The organism is Vibrio sp. 2096, assembly GCF_033339595.1.
In the GTDB taxonomy this organism is placed as follows: Bacteria; Pseudomonadota; Gammaproteobacteria; order Enterobacterales; family Vibrionaceae; genus Vibrio; species Vibrio alginolyticus.
In genome coordinates, this window is sequence record NZ_JAWOUX010000013.1 from 1 (window position 1) to 17,860 (window position 17,860).

Sequence of the window (17,860 nt, forward strand, 5' to 3'; positions counted from 1 at the left end):
CGTTCAAATACGCCAGCATCCCGCCACTCCTGAAATCGGCGATGAGCAGAGCTTGACGAGCATATACCGGTGGCATTCAGCGCATTCCACTGGCAACCCGTCCTGAGTACGAAGAAGATGGCGTTCATTGCAGCGCGATTATCAACCCGCTTGCGGTGCGTACCCAGAGGATGGTGAGTTTTATGCTCCGGGATGAGAGGAGCCATTTTCTCCCAGAGTTCATCACTGATTTGCCACTTGTTGCCTGCCATACGTTGCCCTCAGAAATTATCGTTATTCATTATATTATACGATAATTCCTTTTGGGATAGGCTCTAAATCCTTCTTGAAGTTAGAAATTAATTCAGCTAGAGAATCGGCAAGCTTTAAAGCGACCTTGTAGTCATAATCTATGAGAATTACCTGTCCGAAACTACCTTCCTCTGTTGGACTTAAATCAACGCAAATTAAACAAGATGAACAGTCATCCGCAATTGGGATTCTACTTTTGCCGAAGGTATACTCTTTATCTATACCTTTATCGGTATAACTGAGTACGTTTCCATCACCATCATGGCTATAGTTTTCTACAAGGCTTGAGGTCTGTCCGATAGAGAGTAAAGCGACGCCATAAGCAAAATTTGCTTGCTTCTCGGGGTCCTGCCCTTTAGATGTTTTGTACAGTTCAACTAAATCTTGTGGTAGCTCTCTACCCACATTACAGCGAAGCAAATTTATTTCTTCTTCCGACGCTGGCTCTAAGAACGCATCAGCAACTAGTGGTGCTTTATTAAGTATTTCTTTTCTTACTTGCTCGAACATTAATTTTCCCTCGTTTTCATTGTAATCTTCGGGTTTGAAAGAATAAGCTTCAAAATCGAAGCGATGGTATTAATCTATTTCTTCTGCACTGCTCCAACTCAAATACCAGAAGTCTTAGTTAGAATGAGTACTAGTTATGCGGAACATAGGAAACTCGTATTACCCCTATTAATTAGAGGTAATGCGAAATGCGGTTAACTTGAGCGAGTATGAGCAAAGAAAGAGCCGTTTCCTAACTTCTAAATTTCTCTGTTTCATGGGCATATTTGGGTCGGAGAGTTTTGACTGCTCATCACCGTGTTGCGCGCATTAGTGTAAAACTGGTAGATTAGAATTTTAATAAAATAAATGTTACATCTCTAGATTTTGAACGAATAACCCTTCACGATTCTTATACTTGTTAACGGCTCTTATATCAGTAGAAACGTAATCACCACCTTTATTATCAACTTGTCTAATCTCGTATCCTCCGCAATGAACAGAAATATTCGCTTCTATTGAATGCTCATTTTTTGTTTCACCATTTACTTTCTTTGCTGACGAAACCCATTGGAAGCAAAACCTATCTTGATTATCTAAATATTCCGTAAGAGCAACTGATGTCCCTTTATCCACTTCGAAATAATCAATTGATAATATCTTGGATATGCCAGGATATTGGTAAGATGGGTTCTCTACTGTTGGTTCACTTAGTTCGGTTTGATTAGCACAGCCAGCAATAACTGATAATGTCGATGCCATAAGTAGTATTTTCTTCATTTTTGTTCCTTGTAGATGATAAAATTAGCCCCACGATCTATTAACGCTTTCGATAGTGGGGTTGTGTATGTTTATCTAATTGTTTACGTTTTGAAGGTCACGATAATCAACAGACTCATCAGCACTTGAGATGCTTGCTGCCTCACCGAACATTGCTATGTAAGCACTTGGGAAAGTCAAAGCGGCCCCTGCTATACCACAGATTAGAACGAATTTTCCTACGCCCTTACTTTGTGGTGAGCTTTCTCGGCTATTCCATGCCCAGGTTGCAAGGCTAATGACAATCATTGCAATACCAATCCATAAGCCTATGGTATATGTAGCACTACCACCTGCAGCTGAAATTGCATCCACGTTTTTTGCAGCTTGCTCTAGCTTTGTTTCATTGGCTGCCATCGTAGTTACAGAGGTTAGTGCTAGAGCGATACCCAGGGCACCGGACCATTTCGTTAGTTTATTCATAGTTACTCCGTGCTATCTCCTTCATCGAAGATATAAGTTGTGTTAGAAGAGAGGTTTGCCCGACCAGATGAGTCGAGTGTTATTGGGTCCACTGTGTCACTAAAGGTAAATACCTCACCCACTAGATCTAAACCACCGTGGAAAGTTAATAATGCGCCAGCTATTGAGAAGGATATTGGCCATAGAACAGAAACATCATTATCCGCTTTGTTTGCTTTGTACCAACCGATGAAACCAAACACGACAAGACCGAGGCCAAGTACTGCTCTCAAATTCCAGAGAACTGCAATCCAAAGTCGAACATGTTTAATTACATTTATTCCGCCATCTGCAATGGTGGAGTTATGCGTTTCTGAAGCGAATGAACTACTGGATAATGTGTAAACAAACATCCAATACCACTTTTTCATCGAAGCGCTCCAATACAGTAAGTATCTGAACAGATTGTTCCGTCAGCCGAGATTTCTCTAACAGTTCCAATGAAGTCGTAGTATTTTCCTTTTTCTACGGAAATAGTTCTTTCGCCAGAGGTCTTGGTAAGATTTACGACTAGCGCACTGTTTAGGTCCTGCGACTTAGTGATCATTGCGTAGTCAGGAAGAAGAATTCGCCCATCCTTGTATGTTACTCCCGTACTTGGAACTACCATTTTTGGCGCTTCTATTGGCTGTACTACAGTCGAGCTAGATGCTATTGCCATCGTTGGCTGTACTACTTTGCTATTTACTTCTGTATTTTTACCAATATGTTGGGTGGTAGTCTTAGCAACCTGTACTGCCGTTGGCTTTGTAATCGATTCTTTAGCAGGTTTTACAACTTTCTTTTTAGACTGCTGAGAGCGTCGAAGGTTGGCTAGTTCAGTCGGCGTGTACTCCTGGCGTTCTTTATCAATAAAGTATTTGCTGCCAATAAGTAAAACTCCGTCTTCTCCCTCACCTTTAATGTTGGTGACTTTATGGTTGCCAATTTTTGATTTGAACGGCTCACTTTTGTAAAGAGTGATGTAATGTGGAGAGTTATCGGATCTATCTGGTGCACGTACAGCAAAAACCCCCTCAGCAATCTCATCCACAACGTTGAATTCTTTTAAGCGTTTACGCTCACTACTTCGCGCTGCTTTCGTATGTCCGTTTGAAAGGCTATTGTTTAATTTAGCAAACTCGCCTTCAAATGAATTTACATCGCTTTCCAATTTATCCAATCTATTGGTTAAACTAACGTTAAAAGTTTCTTGAGCAGAATTAAATTGATGATATGGCTTCAATCTCATTGTAATTGAGTCATCAATTTGTTGCTGTAAGGTCGAACTGATCGTCTGTGTAATATTCTGTGACGCAGCTTTCGAGGTTGACTTCACAATCTCACTTTTTTGCTTACCAAATTCATCCTTTACTTTGCTAGGAATGTCTATTTTAGTAATGATTGATTGAGCGATTTCTTGTCTTTGTAATTCAGTGATAGCACCAAACTCTTCAGACTTAGTAATCACATCTATTTCAGTCTTAATGAGTTCAGGCAATGATTGCCTGAGAGCGGTGATCTCACGCTCAAGATTTCTCTCTAGCTTTTGTATTTCTTCTACTTTGGAAGGGCCTCCAAAATCTGGTATCAAACCCATTTTATGTGCAGCTAAACTAGCACCACCAACAAGCAAAGTAGCTCCTACGACATAAACGAGTAACTTTACTTTTGGCTTTGCTGAGCTGCTTTGGCTTTTATTCGCTTTGCCAGCATTTGCGTCTTGAGCTTCGTTATCGCTCATGATGATCGCTCCTTGTTTTTAATTGAATAATGTATTATATAAAAGATCTAAATTAATTCCATAAACGAGTTTTGTTGTCACTCGGGATTGATACATTTTGCCCAATATTCGATTTGCGAATTTCAGAGCTTAGGTCAGTTTCTTCGGAATTAACTTCTGTTAGTCTATTTTGCTCCGCCATCATCTTGAGAAGATCGCTCTGATTCGGAGTTTGAATTTCATCCGTTTCTTGTACTTGATTCTCAAACAATAAGTACATAGTTTGACCTTTCGGTATCTCTACCTGAACAGGTCTTCTCGCATTATCGTATAGGATAGGTAAAAAGCCTTGTGCAGCTTTGGCGATACTATAAACAATTCTGTCTCTCGTATTATCAATCGCACCTGTCGAAGTTGTTGTTTCCCCATTTGATGTTGTCACTGTCGTATCAATGAGTGAATCCAAAAAACCTGTCATAAACAAACCAGCAAACATGCCACCAAACCTCTGGATGTAATGGTGGTCTACTTCACCTTCTATAAGCGCCTTTTCAGTTTCAGCAGATAATACCCAAGCTTTTACAGGGATTTGTTTCCCATCTCTAATAACAGACGTTACAGTTAAGGCAACACCTGGAGCTTGTTCTATAAGCTCCATTTCACCGAACGCAATACTACCTTCTGCTTTTCCGGTTAATAAACGAATTCTGATTGGGCCAGGAATGTCTGAGTCGATAGGCAAGGTGGTACGGGCATAAACCAACTCACCTGCATCAAATACTATAGACTCTTGGTCTACTTCAACTGGTGGCTGTCTATATTTTTCATTAGAGGTTTCTTTTTCATTGTCCGTATACCCAACTGTGTTTTCTTTCTTATAATAATTAGGATGAATCCCCATTTGAGTCTGACCTCCATCAGAACGATACAATGCTGAGGCCACTTCTTGTTCTGCATCACTCGGGTCAAAAACGAACTGTGATGTTTTACTATAAATGTCAGCCTTCTTACTATAAGTGATTTTGTACTTTTCGCCTGTATCTGGTGCGTAAGGGAGACCTGAAAATAATGCTTGTGCACCTTCTGATATCTTTTTTTGTCGCTCAGCTTCTAATTGTATCAACCGCTGTCGCTCAGCATCGGCTTTGTCGTTTCGATTCTTTATTTCTTGAGCCTTTAAACTCATTTTAGTCGTTGCTAGTTCGTTTCGGAGATCTTCTAGCTGGCTTGAAGTTTCTATATCTTGTTTAGGCAACGGTAATTTTACGTCTCTACCTGCACTATTCTCTTCTGTATCTGAATTTGTCTTTTTAGACTCAGCATCTTTGCCAGACTTAACTTCTTGCCCCAGGGGATCAACCTCCTGCGACTTAGGCTTGTCAACTTCGGTTTTTGTATCTGGTCCCGTTGCTGATTCTTGTACGCGAGTTTTACTGATATGGCTCTCGCCATTAGTAGCAGCCTGTTTACGCGCGTTCTTCTCCCTTTCTTCGGTTTCTTTAGCGATAGGTGAATTTTCAGGAACACTGATTGTCCCATCAGTTGAGTTCTTAATCACATCGTCAGTTTTAACGACAGGTCTACCCGCTGTTTTATCACCTTTGCCCGAAAGGTCTTCTGTAACTTGATTGGAAGCCATATAGATTGCGTATCCAATCCCTCCGGCGGCTACTACAAACAAACCTACAACGATTGCTATTTTTTTTAATTTCATCGGTGAGAAGCCTTATAGTTCACTTGTATCCACAAACGCTTTTACTTTCTGTCGACCATCGCTAAACCAATAGAATGAACGGGGGTAAAGCTTGTAAAGGTTGTAATCACCGACACTTCCCTCTCTTACCAAAGAGCTACCTTTGCTTCTTAAAATGGCTGTTGTTCTGATATAAACAAATTCATTATATAAATAGGCTTGGCCATTGATTCCTTGCAATTTAGTTTCTTTGGCACCAGGCACACCTGTTGTCGTACCTGAAAGAAAAGAAAAGAATTCTGGACCAGCTTTATCAAGATCTACACTTGAAGTAGAACGGTATTGTATTGGCTTGGCGTTCGGGCCAATTAGTGGAATGATCACTTGTCTTCGAGAATTGTAGTAATCTGTTTTTTCAGAACTAATCATGAAAGGAATAGTTGTATCTAAACCCTTCAGCTGAAACCAGCCCGAATGAGTTACTCCAGGTAAACGAGCTTCCAAGCTATATGCGTTACCGGGTGTTTTTCCAGCCTCGAAGGCTCCCTGAGCTCCTAGCTTAACATATACAATAGGCCAAGGAGCTCCTGTCTGGTCGAAAAATGAAATAGACCCAGGGAAGCCAGGGTACACCTGCAAAATTAACTCCTGAGGTAGTGAAGGATCGAATTTAATCGTATCAATTAGACTTTCCGGGGGCCTTACTAAAAGTTTATTTTCTGCAATTAGCCTCTGCCTTTCTATTTTACGCATCCTTTCAATAAAAGCAGGGTCGGAGTTCATTTTCTCACTTTTAATGATGTCATTCTTTTTATTCTCAGCCCTCAGTATCTCAAGTCTGTCTCTATTTTGGTAATTACTCTGGAGTTTCGAGTATTCTAGATCTGTTATGTACGTCTGAATTGCATTTTGTTCATACACCTCAAGTTCACGCATGTTAATCAATATATTTTCTATACTTCCATATTTCTTTAACAATGCATCCGCAATTGCAGCATGACTAACTTGGTTAGTTTGATTAGCTTGAGAAAACGCCGACAATGACAACACCACCGCACTTACTGTTAAGCGGAAATAGGCTTTCAGAGAGGAGATGTTTCTTGAGTGCATTGGTAATCCTTGAAGTTTAACAAGCGTAAATATATTTCATTTGTGTATTAAAAACAACCCTACTCAGACAAACCTAACGATTGTAGTGTTTTCTCTACAATATCACTGACTTCTTCGTCGCCGAGAGGCTCTGATTGGAGTTCTTCTTTAGGATATTCCAATATGTCCTTGACTTGATTGATCGCCGCCTCTGTGGCTCTTTCAGCATTAGGCTCATCTAAACCAGCTAACAAATTTATATCTATAGTAGTACCAGAGATAGTGCCTTTATTGTTCTCCTGAGCGCTTTCAAGAAATGGATCTGATAGGTTAGATGAAACATATCTACTGTTATAAGCGATATCCAACTCGCCGTATGCATCATTGTCAAAATTAGCAAGGTCTACTTCGGAGGTCTCTTCGTTCGTACCTAAATCTTGAGTGGATAAATATGCTGGTGGCGAAACAACTTCTTCGCTAGTACTGTGCTCAAAGGGACCTTCGGCATAGAAGTTGTTGTACTGCATAATTGAATCAAAATCGTGTTCTTCTTCTGGCCAATCCTCATCACTATAGGTGTTTTCAAAGTCATTAAAATCGAGCTCATCATTAAAGGCTGAAACTTCTTCATTATAAGCCTCCATAGAGCCCATAATCTGTACTTCAGCATCTGTTTGTGCAAGACCAACAAGCTCTTCATCGAATACATCTACTGATGATTCTTCAGGTCGTATTTCTTCGACTTCTTCAATGGCGCTCTCCGTTATCAACGTTGCGTCTTCTTTAATTATCCCTAAACCAATAGCCATCATCATTTGTTTAGAGATGTTTTCAGTGAGGTTTAATGCTCTTACTTCAGTTAGATTATTTTTTAGCTCTAAGAACTCCAACATTTCGACATTGCTATCGATATAATCGTTGGCCTGTTGAACATATTCATTGGATTTTACTAACTGCTGCCTCTTAGCCGTTTCTACCTCATCGTCAGAAGGCTCAAGCACCTGAGCAAAATAGTTCAAACGAGAAGTTTCTACATCTGGGAAGTCGAGTTTTAATGCTCGGAATGGGTATACATCACCACCAAAAATGTATAAGCCTTCTCCAGGTTCAGCACTAGCAAGCATCTTAGCGTTTACAGTATCTTTTTCTTCTACTCGGACATCATCGTTATCATGGACCGCCCCAGCCAAATTATTCTCTATTCTATCCTGACGGGAACCAAATACCTTGCCAGTTCGACCAAGCGCCAACTGTAACGATTCACCATGGTCTTCATTTTTAAGAATGAATTTATTGTTTAAGTTGCCCATTAGTGCTTCATATTCATCCCGGCCGCAAACCTTCTGGAACATTCCGGCTGTCTGAGCTCCAAAAAGAACGTGAAAACCATATGAACGAACCAAGGCAACAATCATGTAAAAACCTTTAACCGCATACATTCCGTACTCATCAAAGAAAAGTCGTACAGGATATCTAGCACTGGAAGGTCTATTGTCTACTGTAGTAATTCGAGAACCTTGTAGCTTATAGCCAGCAGCTCTCATTAAAATAGGCCGTAATCCCTGCAATAGAAGCCTACCCAATGCTGCAACGGAATCTGGGTTTTTGGCAATGGAAGGAAGCAGAACTAATAATACTCGCCCCCCTAAGCATACATCCGTCATATTTACTTCCGAAAGTTTTGTCACGAATATATGCCCCATGGTTTCACTCAAGTCAGCCATGGTTTCACTAATCATCATCACACAATATGTGTGCTGTTCATCTGCTTTACTATTAAGATCAAGGTTGTCTATCTGTTCCTCAGTCATATCAAATATGGCATCACTAATAGAAGGCAAGGTTTTTAAATACTGCTGGAGTGGTTGTCGGTACTTTAAAGGCACATCTTTTCGCGCTGCCTTTTTGAGCATAGTTTTAATGACAAGAAAGTTTCGAACCACTTCGATGTTTAAATCTAAGCCTTCCACATCCCTTTCGTAAGCAAGATACTGATATGCTCCCCCAATCATAGTAGAACTACGACCTTCCCAAAAAGAGCTATCCCCTCCATCCGTTTCACGCCCTAACCCCATGGTTATAGTCTTCATCTGGTCAGGGGTTCCCGCATTTAGAATATTCATGTTATTCGAAATGCGATCGTCGTCGTGCATGTTAGTAGTATCTAAGGAGTCCATGGGAGTCAGAAAATTGAGAACCAACAAATCGTGGAGTCTATCTAATCGTTTCAAGATAGCGAAAATTGTCCAAAACAATTTTATATCCGCCTTACCATCAACTATGACTGCTGATGTTCCTCCTGGCTGGAGAAGTGCTTGAAATAGCAATGTCAGTATAAGTACAGTTTTACCCGAGCCCGTACTGCCCATGACGAGTGTATGTCTTGTTTCCATATCCGGGTTGGATACGAGTAACCTACGTAGAAAAAATTCAAACCCGAATATTAATGTACCGTTTCCTCTTTTACGCTGGGGAATAAGATGGCCAGCTTTAACTGCGTCTTTTAACGACTCCTTTTTTGAAATAAACTGCTCCCACTCCGGCGCGTCAAAAGGATATTCATGCTTCTCTCTTGAGTTTGTAAGCTTCAGACAAATTGCAAATGCAAAAATAAAGTCCCCATTTTGAGGGAACATAAACAAAGCAATCCCGCATGCAGCAATTAATAAAGGAAATGACACATTTACTGCTGACTGTATTCGCATCCACATAGTGCGAGAATCACGATGAAAGAGCTCTGGGTTATTCAGTTCAGGGTTTGTGTTTAGAACCGACTGCTTCTTAAAACTGGCCATACTAATCAACTTCCTTGTACTGCTTCATTAACTCAGGAATATCCTCATAAGGGTCATTGAAGACTTTCTCATCCTTTTCTATATCGACACCTAGTGACTTTAGAATCTGTTTTGCCTCATTCTCTCGGCCATCAGCCTTTTTCTCTATCTCGCTGAGATCAAATAATCTACTAAATTCATCCTCATCCATGTTCAGGAGGTCTTCTCCTTTCTTACCTGCTGTTAATATTCTCTCTGCATTAATGTGAAGGTCTTGCACTGCTCCTAGGACACTTGGAATTGTCATTCGAAATCCGGCTTTTCTTTCCATAAGAAAATGCGAGCGAGTACCACTTGCTTCTAAGAAAGGTGTTTCTCTGCCGATAGACTGCAATACCATTCCTAAATTTCGGTCATGCTTAGTTACCCAAGTAAACTCGTTTCCTGCAATACGGTTTACATCTTTAAAGAGAAGCATCAACGCCCAGATTACAGTAGTAGAATAAGCATGCTTCTTTGTTACCATTGCATAGAGGATTTCTTCGAATGTACGGGTTGTCTTTCCATCCATTTTTTCCTTAAGCTGTGTAAGAACCTTTCTTTCAATACCGTTAAATAAAAGTATTGTGTCTTCGATACTGCCAGCGTAAGGGACGCCATCATTCAATAAAGTTGTTGGACGAAAGCCACCTATTATCGCTCCTCCTCTCTTAAACTTATCCGCTTCATTACCCTGTTTATCTACATATTCAATTGGAATGGTTTTCCCATTATCATCAAACAACCGTGCTAGTTTATCTTCCGAATGTAGTTGTTGCGGTAAAGGACAGAGGAGAAGCCTCTCTAAGCTGATAGTCGCTGTTCGAGAGCAAAACTCTATTGTTGAGTCTTTCGGGTTCTCGCAGTAATAGAAGTAACAAATAGGCCTAAAATTGCTAACAAACCCCGTTTCTTTTTGCATTTCTTTGTCACGTTCTATTTCATCTAATGTGACACCCAAAGGAGGATTTGCTGTGAGCATTTCGTAAGGAGATACACCCATAGCGTATCGGTTTTCATAGTCAGAGCGATTTTCGAAATTGTAATCATGTGAATAGTCACAAGGGTTTTCACCCTCTAAACGTTCTTTATATTTAGGAAACATCCAGCCAATGGAATATCCCATCAATTTATCGTAGAAGTTGGGCGGTACTATACGTTTTAAATGAGGATGAACCTTGGAAGCAGCCCGTATCATTGATTCAACGTTGTGTTCTTTTCTGGTTTTAGAGCGTATTGAATATTCTTTACAACCTAAGTAGATCAGAGCTAAAGCGAAGGGCCATTTAAGTATATTTCCGAAAATAGAGTCGTAAGCTCCAATATACTCGGGTGTAATCATCGTATAATGCAATTCTAATATTTGATATAGCCCCTCCTTAAACCCCCATCCTTGAAATCCTGTTAGCCAAGAGGTAGTTACAACCACGAGGTTCTCAAAAGCAAAAAATGTAAACATCTGAGCTATCTTTAGCATTCTCCACACAAAAGCAAGTATGTGGAAAAAGTGCGCGTAAACCCCGTAACCCATACCTATTGCTAATGCTAGAGCTAGGGCGACTGAAGCATTCAACTCTGATTCTTTTTCTGGCGTACGCTGACTCATAACTTAGGAATCCTTAAAAATTATGTTTGTGTCATCAATACGTCGCTCTTTAAGAATCATTTTTAGAGAATCATACTTTCCTTTGGTCAATGGAATGGGTAACACAAGCCGTGCCCTTAGACCTTTTCGATGAAGTATAAAGTTTACGGTTATGACGAAGTAGTAATAGAGGAAGACAACACATCCGAAAGTCGTTAAAACTTTTGCCGAAAAGTTCTTGTCGGAAGCTGTTAACGATTGCATAGCTTGAGTTATTTCGAAGGTTAAGACGATACTGATCACACAAAATATGACCGAAGCTCCGACAATCGCTTGCCCTACTAAATGTGACTTAAGTACTGGATGTATCGTTCTGAACTGTTTCCACATTCCGATATATGTGACGAATAAACTAAGTACCGGAGCAAGAAGAGAAACTCCACCTGAAACAGGCATTAAGAGTAATGAAAGATACTGTAGAAATATTAAAGTTAACATTTTTGCACCGTTGCTTTTAATCCATTTAAGGCATATATTTTTCACATCATAGCAAATTTATCAACGGATGGAATGGTTTTAGCTAAACGAAAACAACCAAATCTAACATCTCGGTCAACCCTCAAAATCAAATCAACCAAACAACCAAACAACCAAAAATATGGCATTGCTTTTCATCCGTAAAAGACATATATTTTTGTGATTATAAAATATGTCATAGGTAGTAGTAGTTTGGAGTCACTGTTAGGAAGCAACGTCATTTTGTTTTCTCAAAAAGAAAAAGAAACTTTATGCATTATCTCGAATGTCGAATATGGACGCCGTGTTGCTGAGTTACAACTATCTTCGGCTGATAGCTACAAACCTGTTTTGAGTATTCTTGTCTCTATTGTCGATAGTAACCATCCAGAGTTGGACACCCTCGATCGCTGCTTCCTTGTTAACTCATCAATCTCTACAGATTCCATTGAATTAACAGAGCTTTTAGAAAAGTTTAAAAGCTCAACCCAGTCATACCAACAAACGATAGAGATTGATGGTGTTGAATTTTCCTATCTGCGCAAGGAAATAGAAAGGTTACAACTAATAGGATAAATGTAATGGAAAACGAAGAGTCTGTTGGCTTTAAATCAGTTACCCAATCTGCCGAGTTAATTATCCATGCAGGGTCTTCTCCCATCCCAGGAGAAGTCAGAAGCCGCCTAGAAAAGATACCAAGTATAAAGCCAAGACCAGCGCGCAGAATAATGGGTGTGAAATTGGCTGAATTGGGTGTCAATAGAAACCCTTATGTTGCAAATAGAGCAACTAAGGCTTTACTTGCACTGACTTCAATTACGTGGGGCCTCACCCTGCTTTTATTGACTGGTTCGCTGGTTAATTTTTACCTGCTTGAAAGAATAAATATCAGCGCTACCTCCCATGACGCAAGGATTGAGCCTACTGGCAAGCCTGTACGCATCGGTAACTTGGATTAGAGGAAGGATATGTTTCGCTCATCCGTAATTAAGAATCATCGAGGGCTCCTATCTGGTTTCGTAGTGCTGGTGGTCATTATCTATTTCTTAGAGTTTGCACTAAACACTCTTACAACAAATAAATCTGGTTACTACAAGATCCCCACTTACAACGATAAGGGCATTACCCGAATAGTTCCTCAGGTCCCATTAAGTGACCGTCTTTTTTCTGACTCTGAAGTTATGGATTTTGTAACTGAAGCTATGTACAACACACTCTCTCTATCTTTCGATAGTTATGAATTGTCTATGACAGAATCAGCATTACTATTCTTTACTACTTCTGGCTGGAAGTCATTCTCAAGCGCAGTTCAAGAAGCAGAAATTTTATCAACCATTTTCTCTAATAAAGAAATTATTGAGTTTTACCCTACCCGAGCGCCTTTTATGGAATACAGTGGCACAGTTGACGGGAAAATTGATGGAAGATTCACAAAAGATGCCTACTGGGTATGGCGAGTTAAAGTTCAGGGCAAGATTATGAAAAAATCTTTGAAGGTTAAAGACGCAACTGAAACTGAGCTCGAGGCTATTCAGAATCAAAGGCACCAGGCCGCTAATGTAACTTTCTGGCTTGATTTACAACGTGTGCCAAAGGGTAAGGGGGCAAGTGCAGTTAAGATCATAAGTTCTTCTAATTGGGATGTTGATTGGTTATGAATATTCCACGACTTATTCGCATACTTAAATTCGACTGGCCATTTGTGCTTGCTATCGTTTTATCTGTTTTAGCTATTTTTAAACTTTCCGAATTCAATGAAGAACTATTAGGGAACCCGGATAGAGTTTTTCTTTATTCTGATGGTAATGGTGGTTACACAAGGGCCTTTGTATCACGTGACCCACGCTATACAGACGAGAAGGTTGTCAGGTTTCTTCGTCGTATGGTGAGCTCATGCTATACCGTCGATTATAAAACCGCTCAACACCTAATGAACGGTGAACGCGATAACGATTATGCCAACTGTATTGAAAAGCACTTTGCGCCAATAGCCGCCACATCACTGTTCAATGTTTATCCTACTGACCCTATGATTGAGGCGATTCTTATGTCAGAAGGTAAGGCTAACGTTGTTGTTCCTTACGATCCTATCGTTACCTTAAAGAACAAACCTGGTAAGCCTTTAGTTTGGGTAGTTGAGGTTCCGATAATGGTAACAGTCCAATCGGTATCAGGAGACCAAACAACCTCATTCATTGCTCACTACACAGTTCTACCTGAACCTAGAGCGGATAACGCAAGTTCATTACTCATCGACAGGGTGGTTTTTAGATGAACGTTAAAGACCTATTCAATTTTATTAGTACAGCTTTGGGGAAGACTCCGTTAACAGGAAGACAAAGTTCGAAGTCTACTGAGGATAGCTTTGTTAAAGGGGATACCTTTAGTTGCCAATCAATACCCTCCAGCGAGGTTAACCGTAACCACGATGCCGTGTTTGAAACAGATAAACGTCATAATTTAATCTATGACAATTTTAAGTCTGTCCAGCGATCTCCATACTACGCTCTGGTTTTATTTTTCTTAGCTATTGTTGCATTTTTATACGCCTTGAACCTGTTCATAGATACCACAAAGATTACTTCAACAAACTACTTTATTGCATCAACGACAAGTGATACTGCTGTATACCCAATACCCACAGATAAGCATATCTTGCCGACTAAGGACCAAGAAAGAAACCCTGGCGAAACTTACTCTGAAGAAGAGTCAGAAGTATTAGTTCGTGAATATCTAGTTGATAGCCTTAAAGACTGTTTTTCAATGAACTACTTAAATGCAGCAACAGTACTGTCTAGGTGCAAGTCCAACCATTTGGACTCTGAAACAGACACCCAAGACATATTTATTGAGCTTCTAAGAGCAAGTAACTATATAAATATAATGAAGAAATACCAGACTTCTGCATTACTCCACGTAGACACAAGCTCTATTAAACTTTTGAACAAAGCAATAGCTCAGCGTGAAGCCGTACCTGGCAGCGGCGTTATGCGTAGCCGCGCTGTCTGGATTTACCAACTTAAGATGCATTATACGATGGAGAAAGTTTCTGTCTCTTCTCCCACCTTGTGGCAAGTTGAGATGATCAGAGAATCTGCTTTCAACAAAGAGTTCCCTGTTTCTATCTTCAAAATACGCGATATCGAGTGAGTGAACATGAAAAGTCAAAATAAAGAGCTTCAAGTTAACCCGAGAAACTTTCAACCGTCTTTGTTGCAAAAAAATTTACATAAATCACGCAAAGGAAAGTCAAAAACTAAAAAAGCGTTGGCAAAAGCTCCAAACTACTATAGAGACCTTTTTCAGCCAATTGAAGGGGTCTTTAGCCGACCTTCATTTGGCGAGTTTCAATTCACTTACTGTGGATACATGATAGCTAACCAGCGTGAGGGTGTTCTCAATATCTATGTACCACAAGAAACAGACTCCCCATTACTAGAGTCACTCGAATCATACGGGTTTTATCTATGTAAAAAGTACCCTATTTCTGTACCCAATAGCTCTAGATCCTCAAGACTTCTTATGAAGCGCTATCTTTCAGAAAAAGTATCAGATCAGCAAGCTGTGGAGACAATAATGCAGTTAAAGATCATGCTAAATGCAGCAATAAAAAAACAACAACAAAGTGAGGATTTAGATATATCGGCAATGCCTAGCCTCAGTCCTACAATATTTAAGTCACTAAAAGATATCGGTATAAATAAGCAATCAGAGTTAAGGAAGGCAGACTTAAATGTTTTGTTCCATAAGATCAAAAGTGGAAACTCGAAGAGCTATAAAGGGGTACGCTTGTTATTTCAGCTACATTGCTTAAGAGAGGATACTCAAGTTCCTTACTTATCTAACGATACCAAACAACGCTTAGTTGATTCTTATAATTTTTTCGCCAAAATTAGAGGATACGCCCCTCTGACTTATATGTTTTACAGCTAGAAAATAACCTTGCATTAGTTTCTTTCGACATGCAATTAAACCATCAGTTACAAGGTAACCAGTCGCTCATTAGGCCTCTATTTATTAGTTAGTTTCAAACAGCAATAGATGTTGAATGTATGTAATTCTCCACAAAACATATGGTGACGTTAGCTAGGTATCGTTCACCATACTACAAGTGCTGATTCCCTCATTAACCCTATATTTTAAATCCTTCGATTCTAGTTTCCTTTACCTCTACTGTTAGCTTGGGGTGTGGTAACTGTCCTCTAGCCAGCATTTGAATAGGATTTCCTGTTCGTTTTGTAGTGGTTTCTTTATTACTTTTTTCATACGCTACTTTGGGTGATATTGAAGACTCCCAGTAAAGAAGGTCTACTGGAAGAGCGCATAGAAATTGTAGAGGTTTCCGTGTCTTGAACTCACCGTGAACTAAGCGCCTTTGTGCATATGAGTAAATTAGATCCTTTTCTGCACGAGTGGTGGCCACATAGAATAGCCTAAGCTCTTCATGAACATTGTCTTTCTCATTACCTTTGAAGTGTGCTTCTTCTTCGCAGCCAATGACATATACACGCTTAAACTCTAAGCCCTTACTAGCGTGTTCTGTCATTAACTGAACCGCACTAGCCCCTTGCTCACCAGAATCCACCAGCATGTTAAGTTCTTTGATACAATCATGTAAGTGTCCATGAACCTCAGTGAAAGCAAAAAGGCGCTTTGTTAAGGTAATGACGTTTTGCTCTCTTTTATTAACTTCTGAGATTACTTCTGCTGTCATCTCTTGAGTTTTATACTTCTTCTTAGCGTTATCTATAATTTTGGGTTTGAACAGCTCGACCCAGATTTGATGCAAACCTTCCTCTAAGCCAGAAAGTACTTCTCCCCACTTATTTCTCAGTTCAGAATCACTAAGTTCATAGTTATTTATTTTTGCTAAGTCAGTGATTGAACCGCATTCGAACAATGCTTCTTTGATAATTGAGTGGCACTCCAACAAAGAGGCAAATCCAAGCTTTCTATCTTGAGATTTTACAGTTCCATACGTGGTCATGTACTTACAGTATTCAATAACTGTTAGGTTTTTATCAATGAGCTTTTGGCGCATAGTTACGCCCTTAGTTTTAAGGCTTGCTGCATCAATGACACGTGAAGCAGCCATAACATCCTTCTCATTAGCACAGAAACGTAGGAATGCACTCCAGTCCTTTACTTCTTTACTATCAAAGAAATCCTTGTCGCCAACAACTCGGTATTCTACCCCATGCTCAATAAGTTGAGCTTCAATTGGGTCTTTGATTACTTTTGAACGATACAGAATGGCAATTTCTTCTGGTTTTAATTCACCAGATTCGATAGCCTGTTTAATCTCATTGGCTGTCGTAATTGCCTCATCCTTGTCATTGGCAAATTGTCGGGCAATTGGCTTATCACCCTGAATATTTGCCATTGCTATCATATGTCCGTCTGTAACCTTTTGGTCTTCATGCATTAAGTCAGCAATAGCATTGGCCACATTTACAACTTGTTCAGTTGATCGAAAGTTCTCTCCCATCTGAACAATCTTCATGTCTCCGAATTCTTTTTGAGCATTTAGTAACTGACCGACATCTGCAGCCCTGAAAGCATAAATACTTTGTTTTTCATCACCAACCATAGTTAGGTTATTGCCTTGACCAACAATAAGTTTTAACAATAAGCCTTGGACTGGGTTAGCATCCTGATGCTCATCGGCAAGTACTGCTTTAAACTGGTTTTGCAACCAGGTTCTAAAACCTACATCATGTGTGAGAATTTTTACCGCATGGACGAGAATGTGGTCGTAATCAATAGCATTCAGCTCAATCATTCGTCTGTAGTAGACCTTCCAGATACAAACGCAATGGCTTAACAAGGCTTTCTCATCAAAAGTCAGATTTGGGTTGGTTTTGGACTGGTGCTCGAACTCAGACTTAGGACCACGACCATAGGACAAGGATAGCCCCATGAAGTTTTGAACATACTTTGCACCACCGTGCTCTTTTAAGAACTCATAGTCTGAGTTCGATAATGTTTTCTTAGCTGACTCATTTATTAGTGTAAGGGACTCAGTTTCATCCAAGATAACTAAGTCACTCGATGTATAACCGCACTTTACAAAATATGGGTGTTGCTTTTTGATGGCAGGTTTTATGACTTGGTTTAGTGCAAAGGAGTGCCAGTTACAGATAACAGCTTGATAAGCTTTGATACCTATACGTAAGTAAAGACGCTCTAACATTTCCGCAGCAGCTTTCTTGGTAAAGGTTATGGCACAAAGTCGACAGGGTTCCAAGCCTGACTCAATGAATGTCGCGGCCTTCTCCACAATAACGCGAGTCTTACCACTACCTGCCCCCGCATTAATCATGCAAGGTACTCCAGTCGTGTTGACTCCTTCATACTGACTCGCGGTTAATTTCATTCTCATCCCTCCCATTTAAGTGTTT

The 17,860-nt window shown here is 40.0% G+C and carries 17 protein-coding genes; 6 read left to right on the plus strand and 11 right to left on the minus strand.

Translation table 11 applies throughout. From position 1 onward, the window contains the following. The 10 genes from R7Q41_RS19695 to R7Q41_RS19740 form a co-directional block, all read right to left on the minus strand. Positions 1-251, minus strand: a 251-nt coding sequence (locus tag R7Q41_RS19695) for a transposase (protein WP_206937370.1), incomplete at its 3' end; no start/stop codon positions are given. A 34-nt stretch (positions 252-285) separates the two neighbouring features. Then, positions 286-801 carry an SMI1/KNR4 family protein gene (locus tag R7Q41_RS19700; RefSeq protein ID WP_203347280.1) on the minus strand — a complete coding sequence of 172 codons (516 nt, stop codon included), beginning with the start codon at positions 799-801 and terminating at the stop codon, positions 286-288. A gap of 351 nt (positions 802-1,152) precedes the next feature. Beyond that, complete coding sequence (locus tag R7Q41_RS19705; protein WP_025767067.1) at positions 1,153-1,560, minus strand: hypothetical protein; 408 nt, start codon at positions 1,558-1,560, stop codon at positions 1,153-1,155. A 75-nt stretch (positions 1,561-1,635) separates the two neighbouring features. After that, entirely contained in the window at positions 1,636-2,022 is a 387-nt protein-coding gene (locus tag R7Q41_RS19710) for a hypothetical protein (protein ID WP_025634012.1), read from the minus strand. A 2-nt stretch (positions 2,023-2,024) separates the two neighbouring features. After that, on the minus strand, positions 2,025-2,432 hold the full coding sequence (locus R7Q41_RS19715) for a hypothetical protein (RefSeq protein ID WP_025634011.1): 408 nt from the start codon (positions 2,430-2,432) through the stop codon (positions 2,025-2,027). Then, positions 2,429-3,784 carry a hypothetical protein gene (locus R7Q41_RS19720; protein ID WP_025767068.1) on the minus strand — a complete coding sequence of 452 codons (1,356 nt, stop codon included), beginning with the start codon at positions 3,782-3,784 and terminating at the stop codon, positions 2,429-2,431. Before R7Q41_RS19720 ends, R7Q41_RS19715 begins: the two co-directional genes overlap by 4 nt. 52 nt (positions 3,785-3,836) lie before the next feature. Next, entirely contained in the window at positions 3,837-5,477 is a 1,641-nt protein-coding gene (locus R7Q41_RS19725; protein ID WP_203347292.1) for a DotG/IcmE/VirB10 family protein, read from the minus strand. Between the two features lie 12 nt (positions 5,478-5,489). Beyond that, positions 5,490-6,566 carry a DotH/IcmK family type IV secretion protein gene (locus R7Q41_RS19730; RefSeq protein ID WP_025634007.1) on the minus strand — a complete coding sequence of 359 codons (1,077 nt, stop codon included), beginning with the start codon at positions 6,564-6,566 and terminating at the stop codon, positions 5,490-5,492. Positions 6,567-6,625: 59 nt separating this feature from the next. Then, entirely contained in the window at positions 6,626-9,340 is a 2,715-nt protein-coding gene (locus tag R7Q41_RS19735; protein ID WP_025634006.1) for a type IV secretion system DNA-binding domain-containing protein, read from the minus strand. Between the two features lies 1 nt (position 9,341). Next, positions 9,342-10,964: a hypothetical protein gene (locus tag R7Q41_RS19740; RefSeq protein ID WP_025634005.1), complete on the minus strand. Its 1,623-nt coding sequence runs from the start codon at positions 10,962-10,964 to the stop codon at positions 9,342-9,344. A gap of 708 nt (positions 10,965-11,672) precedes the next feature. On the opposite strand from R7Q41_RS19740, the gene R7Q41_RS19745 reads away from it, so the two are divergent. From R7Q41_RS19745 to R7Q41_RS19770, 6 genes are read left to right on the plus strand one after another with little or no spacing between them, the layout of a single operon-like run. Next, positions 11,673-12,035 (plus strand): hypothetical protein, encoded by a 363-nt coding sequence (locus tag R7Q41_RS19745; protein ID WP_025634000.1) that lies wholly within the window; start codon positions 11,673-11,675, stop codon positions 12,033-12,035. Positions 12,036-12,040: 5 nt separating this feature from the next. Beyond that, on the plus strand, positions 12,041-12,418 hold the full coding sequence (locus R7Q41_RS19750; RefSeq protein ID WP_025633999.1) for a hypothetical protein: 378 nt from the start codon (positions 12,041-12,043) through the stop codon (positions 12,416-12,418). Positions 12,419-12,427: 9 nt separating this feature from the next. Next, positions 12,428-13,117: a DotI/IcmL family type IV secretion protein gene (locus tag R7Q41_RS19755; protein WP_025633997.1), complete on the plus strand. Its 690-nt coding sequence runs from the start codon at positions 12,428-12,430 to the stop codon at positions 13,115-13,117. After that, positions 13,114-13,734: a DotI/IcmL/TraM family protein gene (locus R7Q41_RS19760; protein ID WP_025633995.1), complete on the plus strand. Its 621-nt coding sequence runs from the start codon at positions 13,114-13,116 to the stop codon at positions 13,732-13,734. Before R7Q41_RS19755 ends, R7Q41_RS19760 begins: the two co-directional genes overlap by 4 nt. Further along, positions 13,731-14,609 carry a hypothetical protein gene (locus R7Q41_RS19765; RefSeq protein ID WP_025633994.1) on the plus strand — a complete coding sequence of 293 codons (879 nt, stop codon included), beginning with the start codon at positions 13,731-13,733 and terminating at the stop codon, positions 14,607-14,609. The genes R7Q41_RS19760 and R7Q41_RS19765 overlap by 4 nt, the downstream gene beginning before the upstream one ends. A 6-nt stretch (positions 14,610-14,615) precedes the next feature. Then, positions 14,616-15,392, plus strand: a complete 777-nt coding sequence (locus R7Q41_RS19770; protein WP_025633992.1) for a TfoX/Sxy family DNA transformation protein — start codon at positions 14,616-14,618, stop codon at positions 15,390-15,392. A 199-nt stretch (positions 15,393-15,591) separates the two neighbouring features. On the opposite strand, the gene R7Q41_RS19775 is transcribed toward R7Q41_RS19770, so the two are convergent. Next, positions 15,592-17,835, minus strand: coding sequence for an ATP-dependent helicase (locus R7Q41_RS19775; protein ID WP_025633991.1), 2,244 nt, complete (start codon positions 17,833-17,835; stop codon positions 15,592-15,594). Between the last annotated feature and the right edge of the window lie 25 nt (positions 17,836-17,860).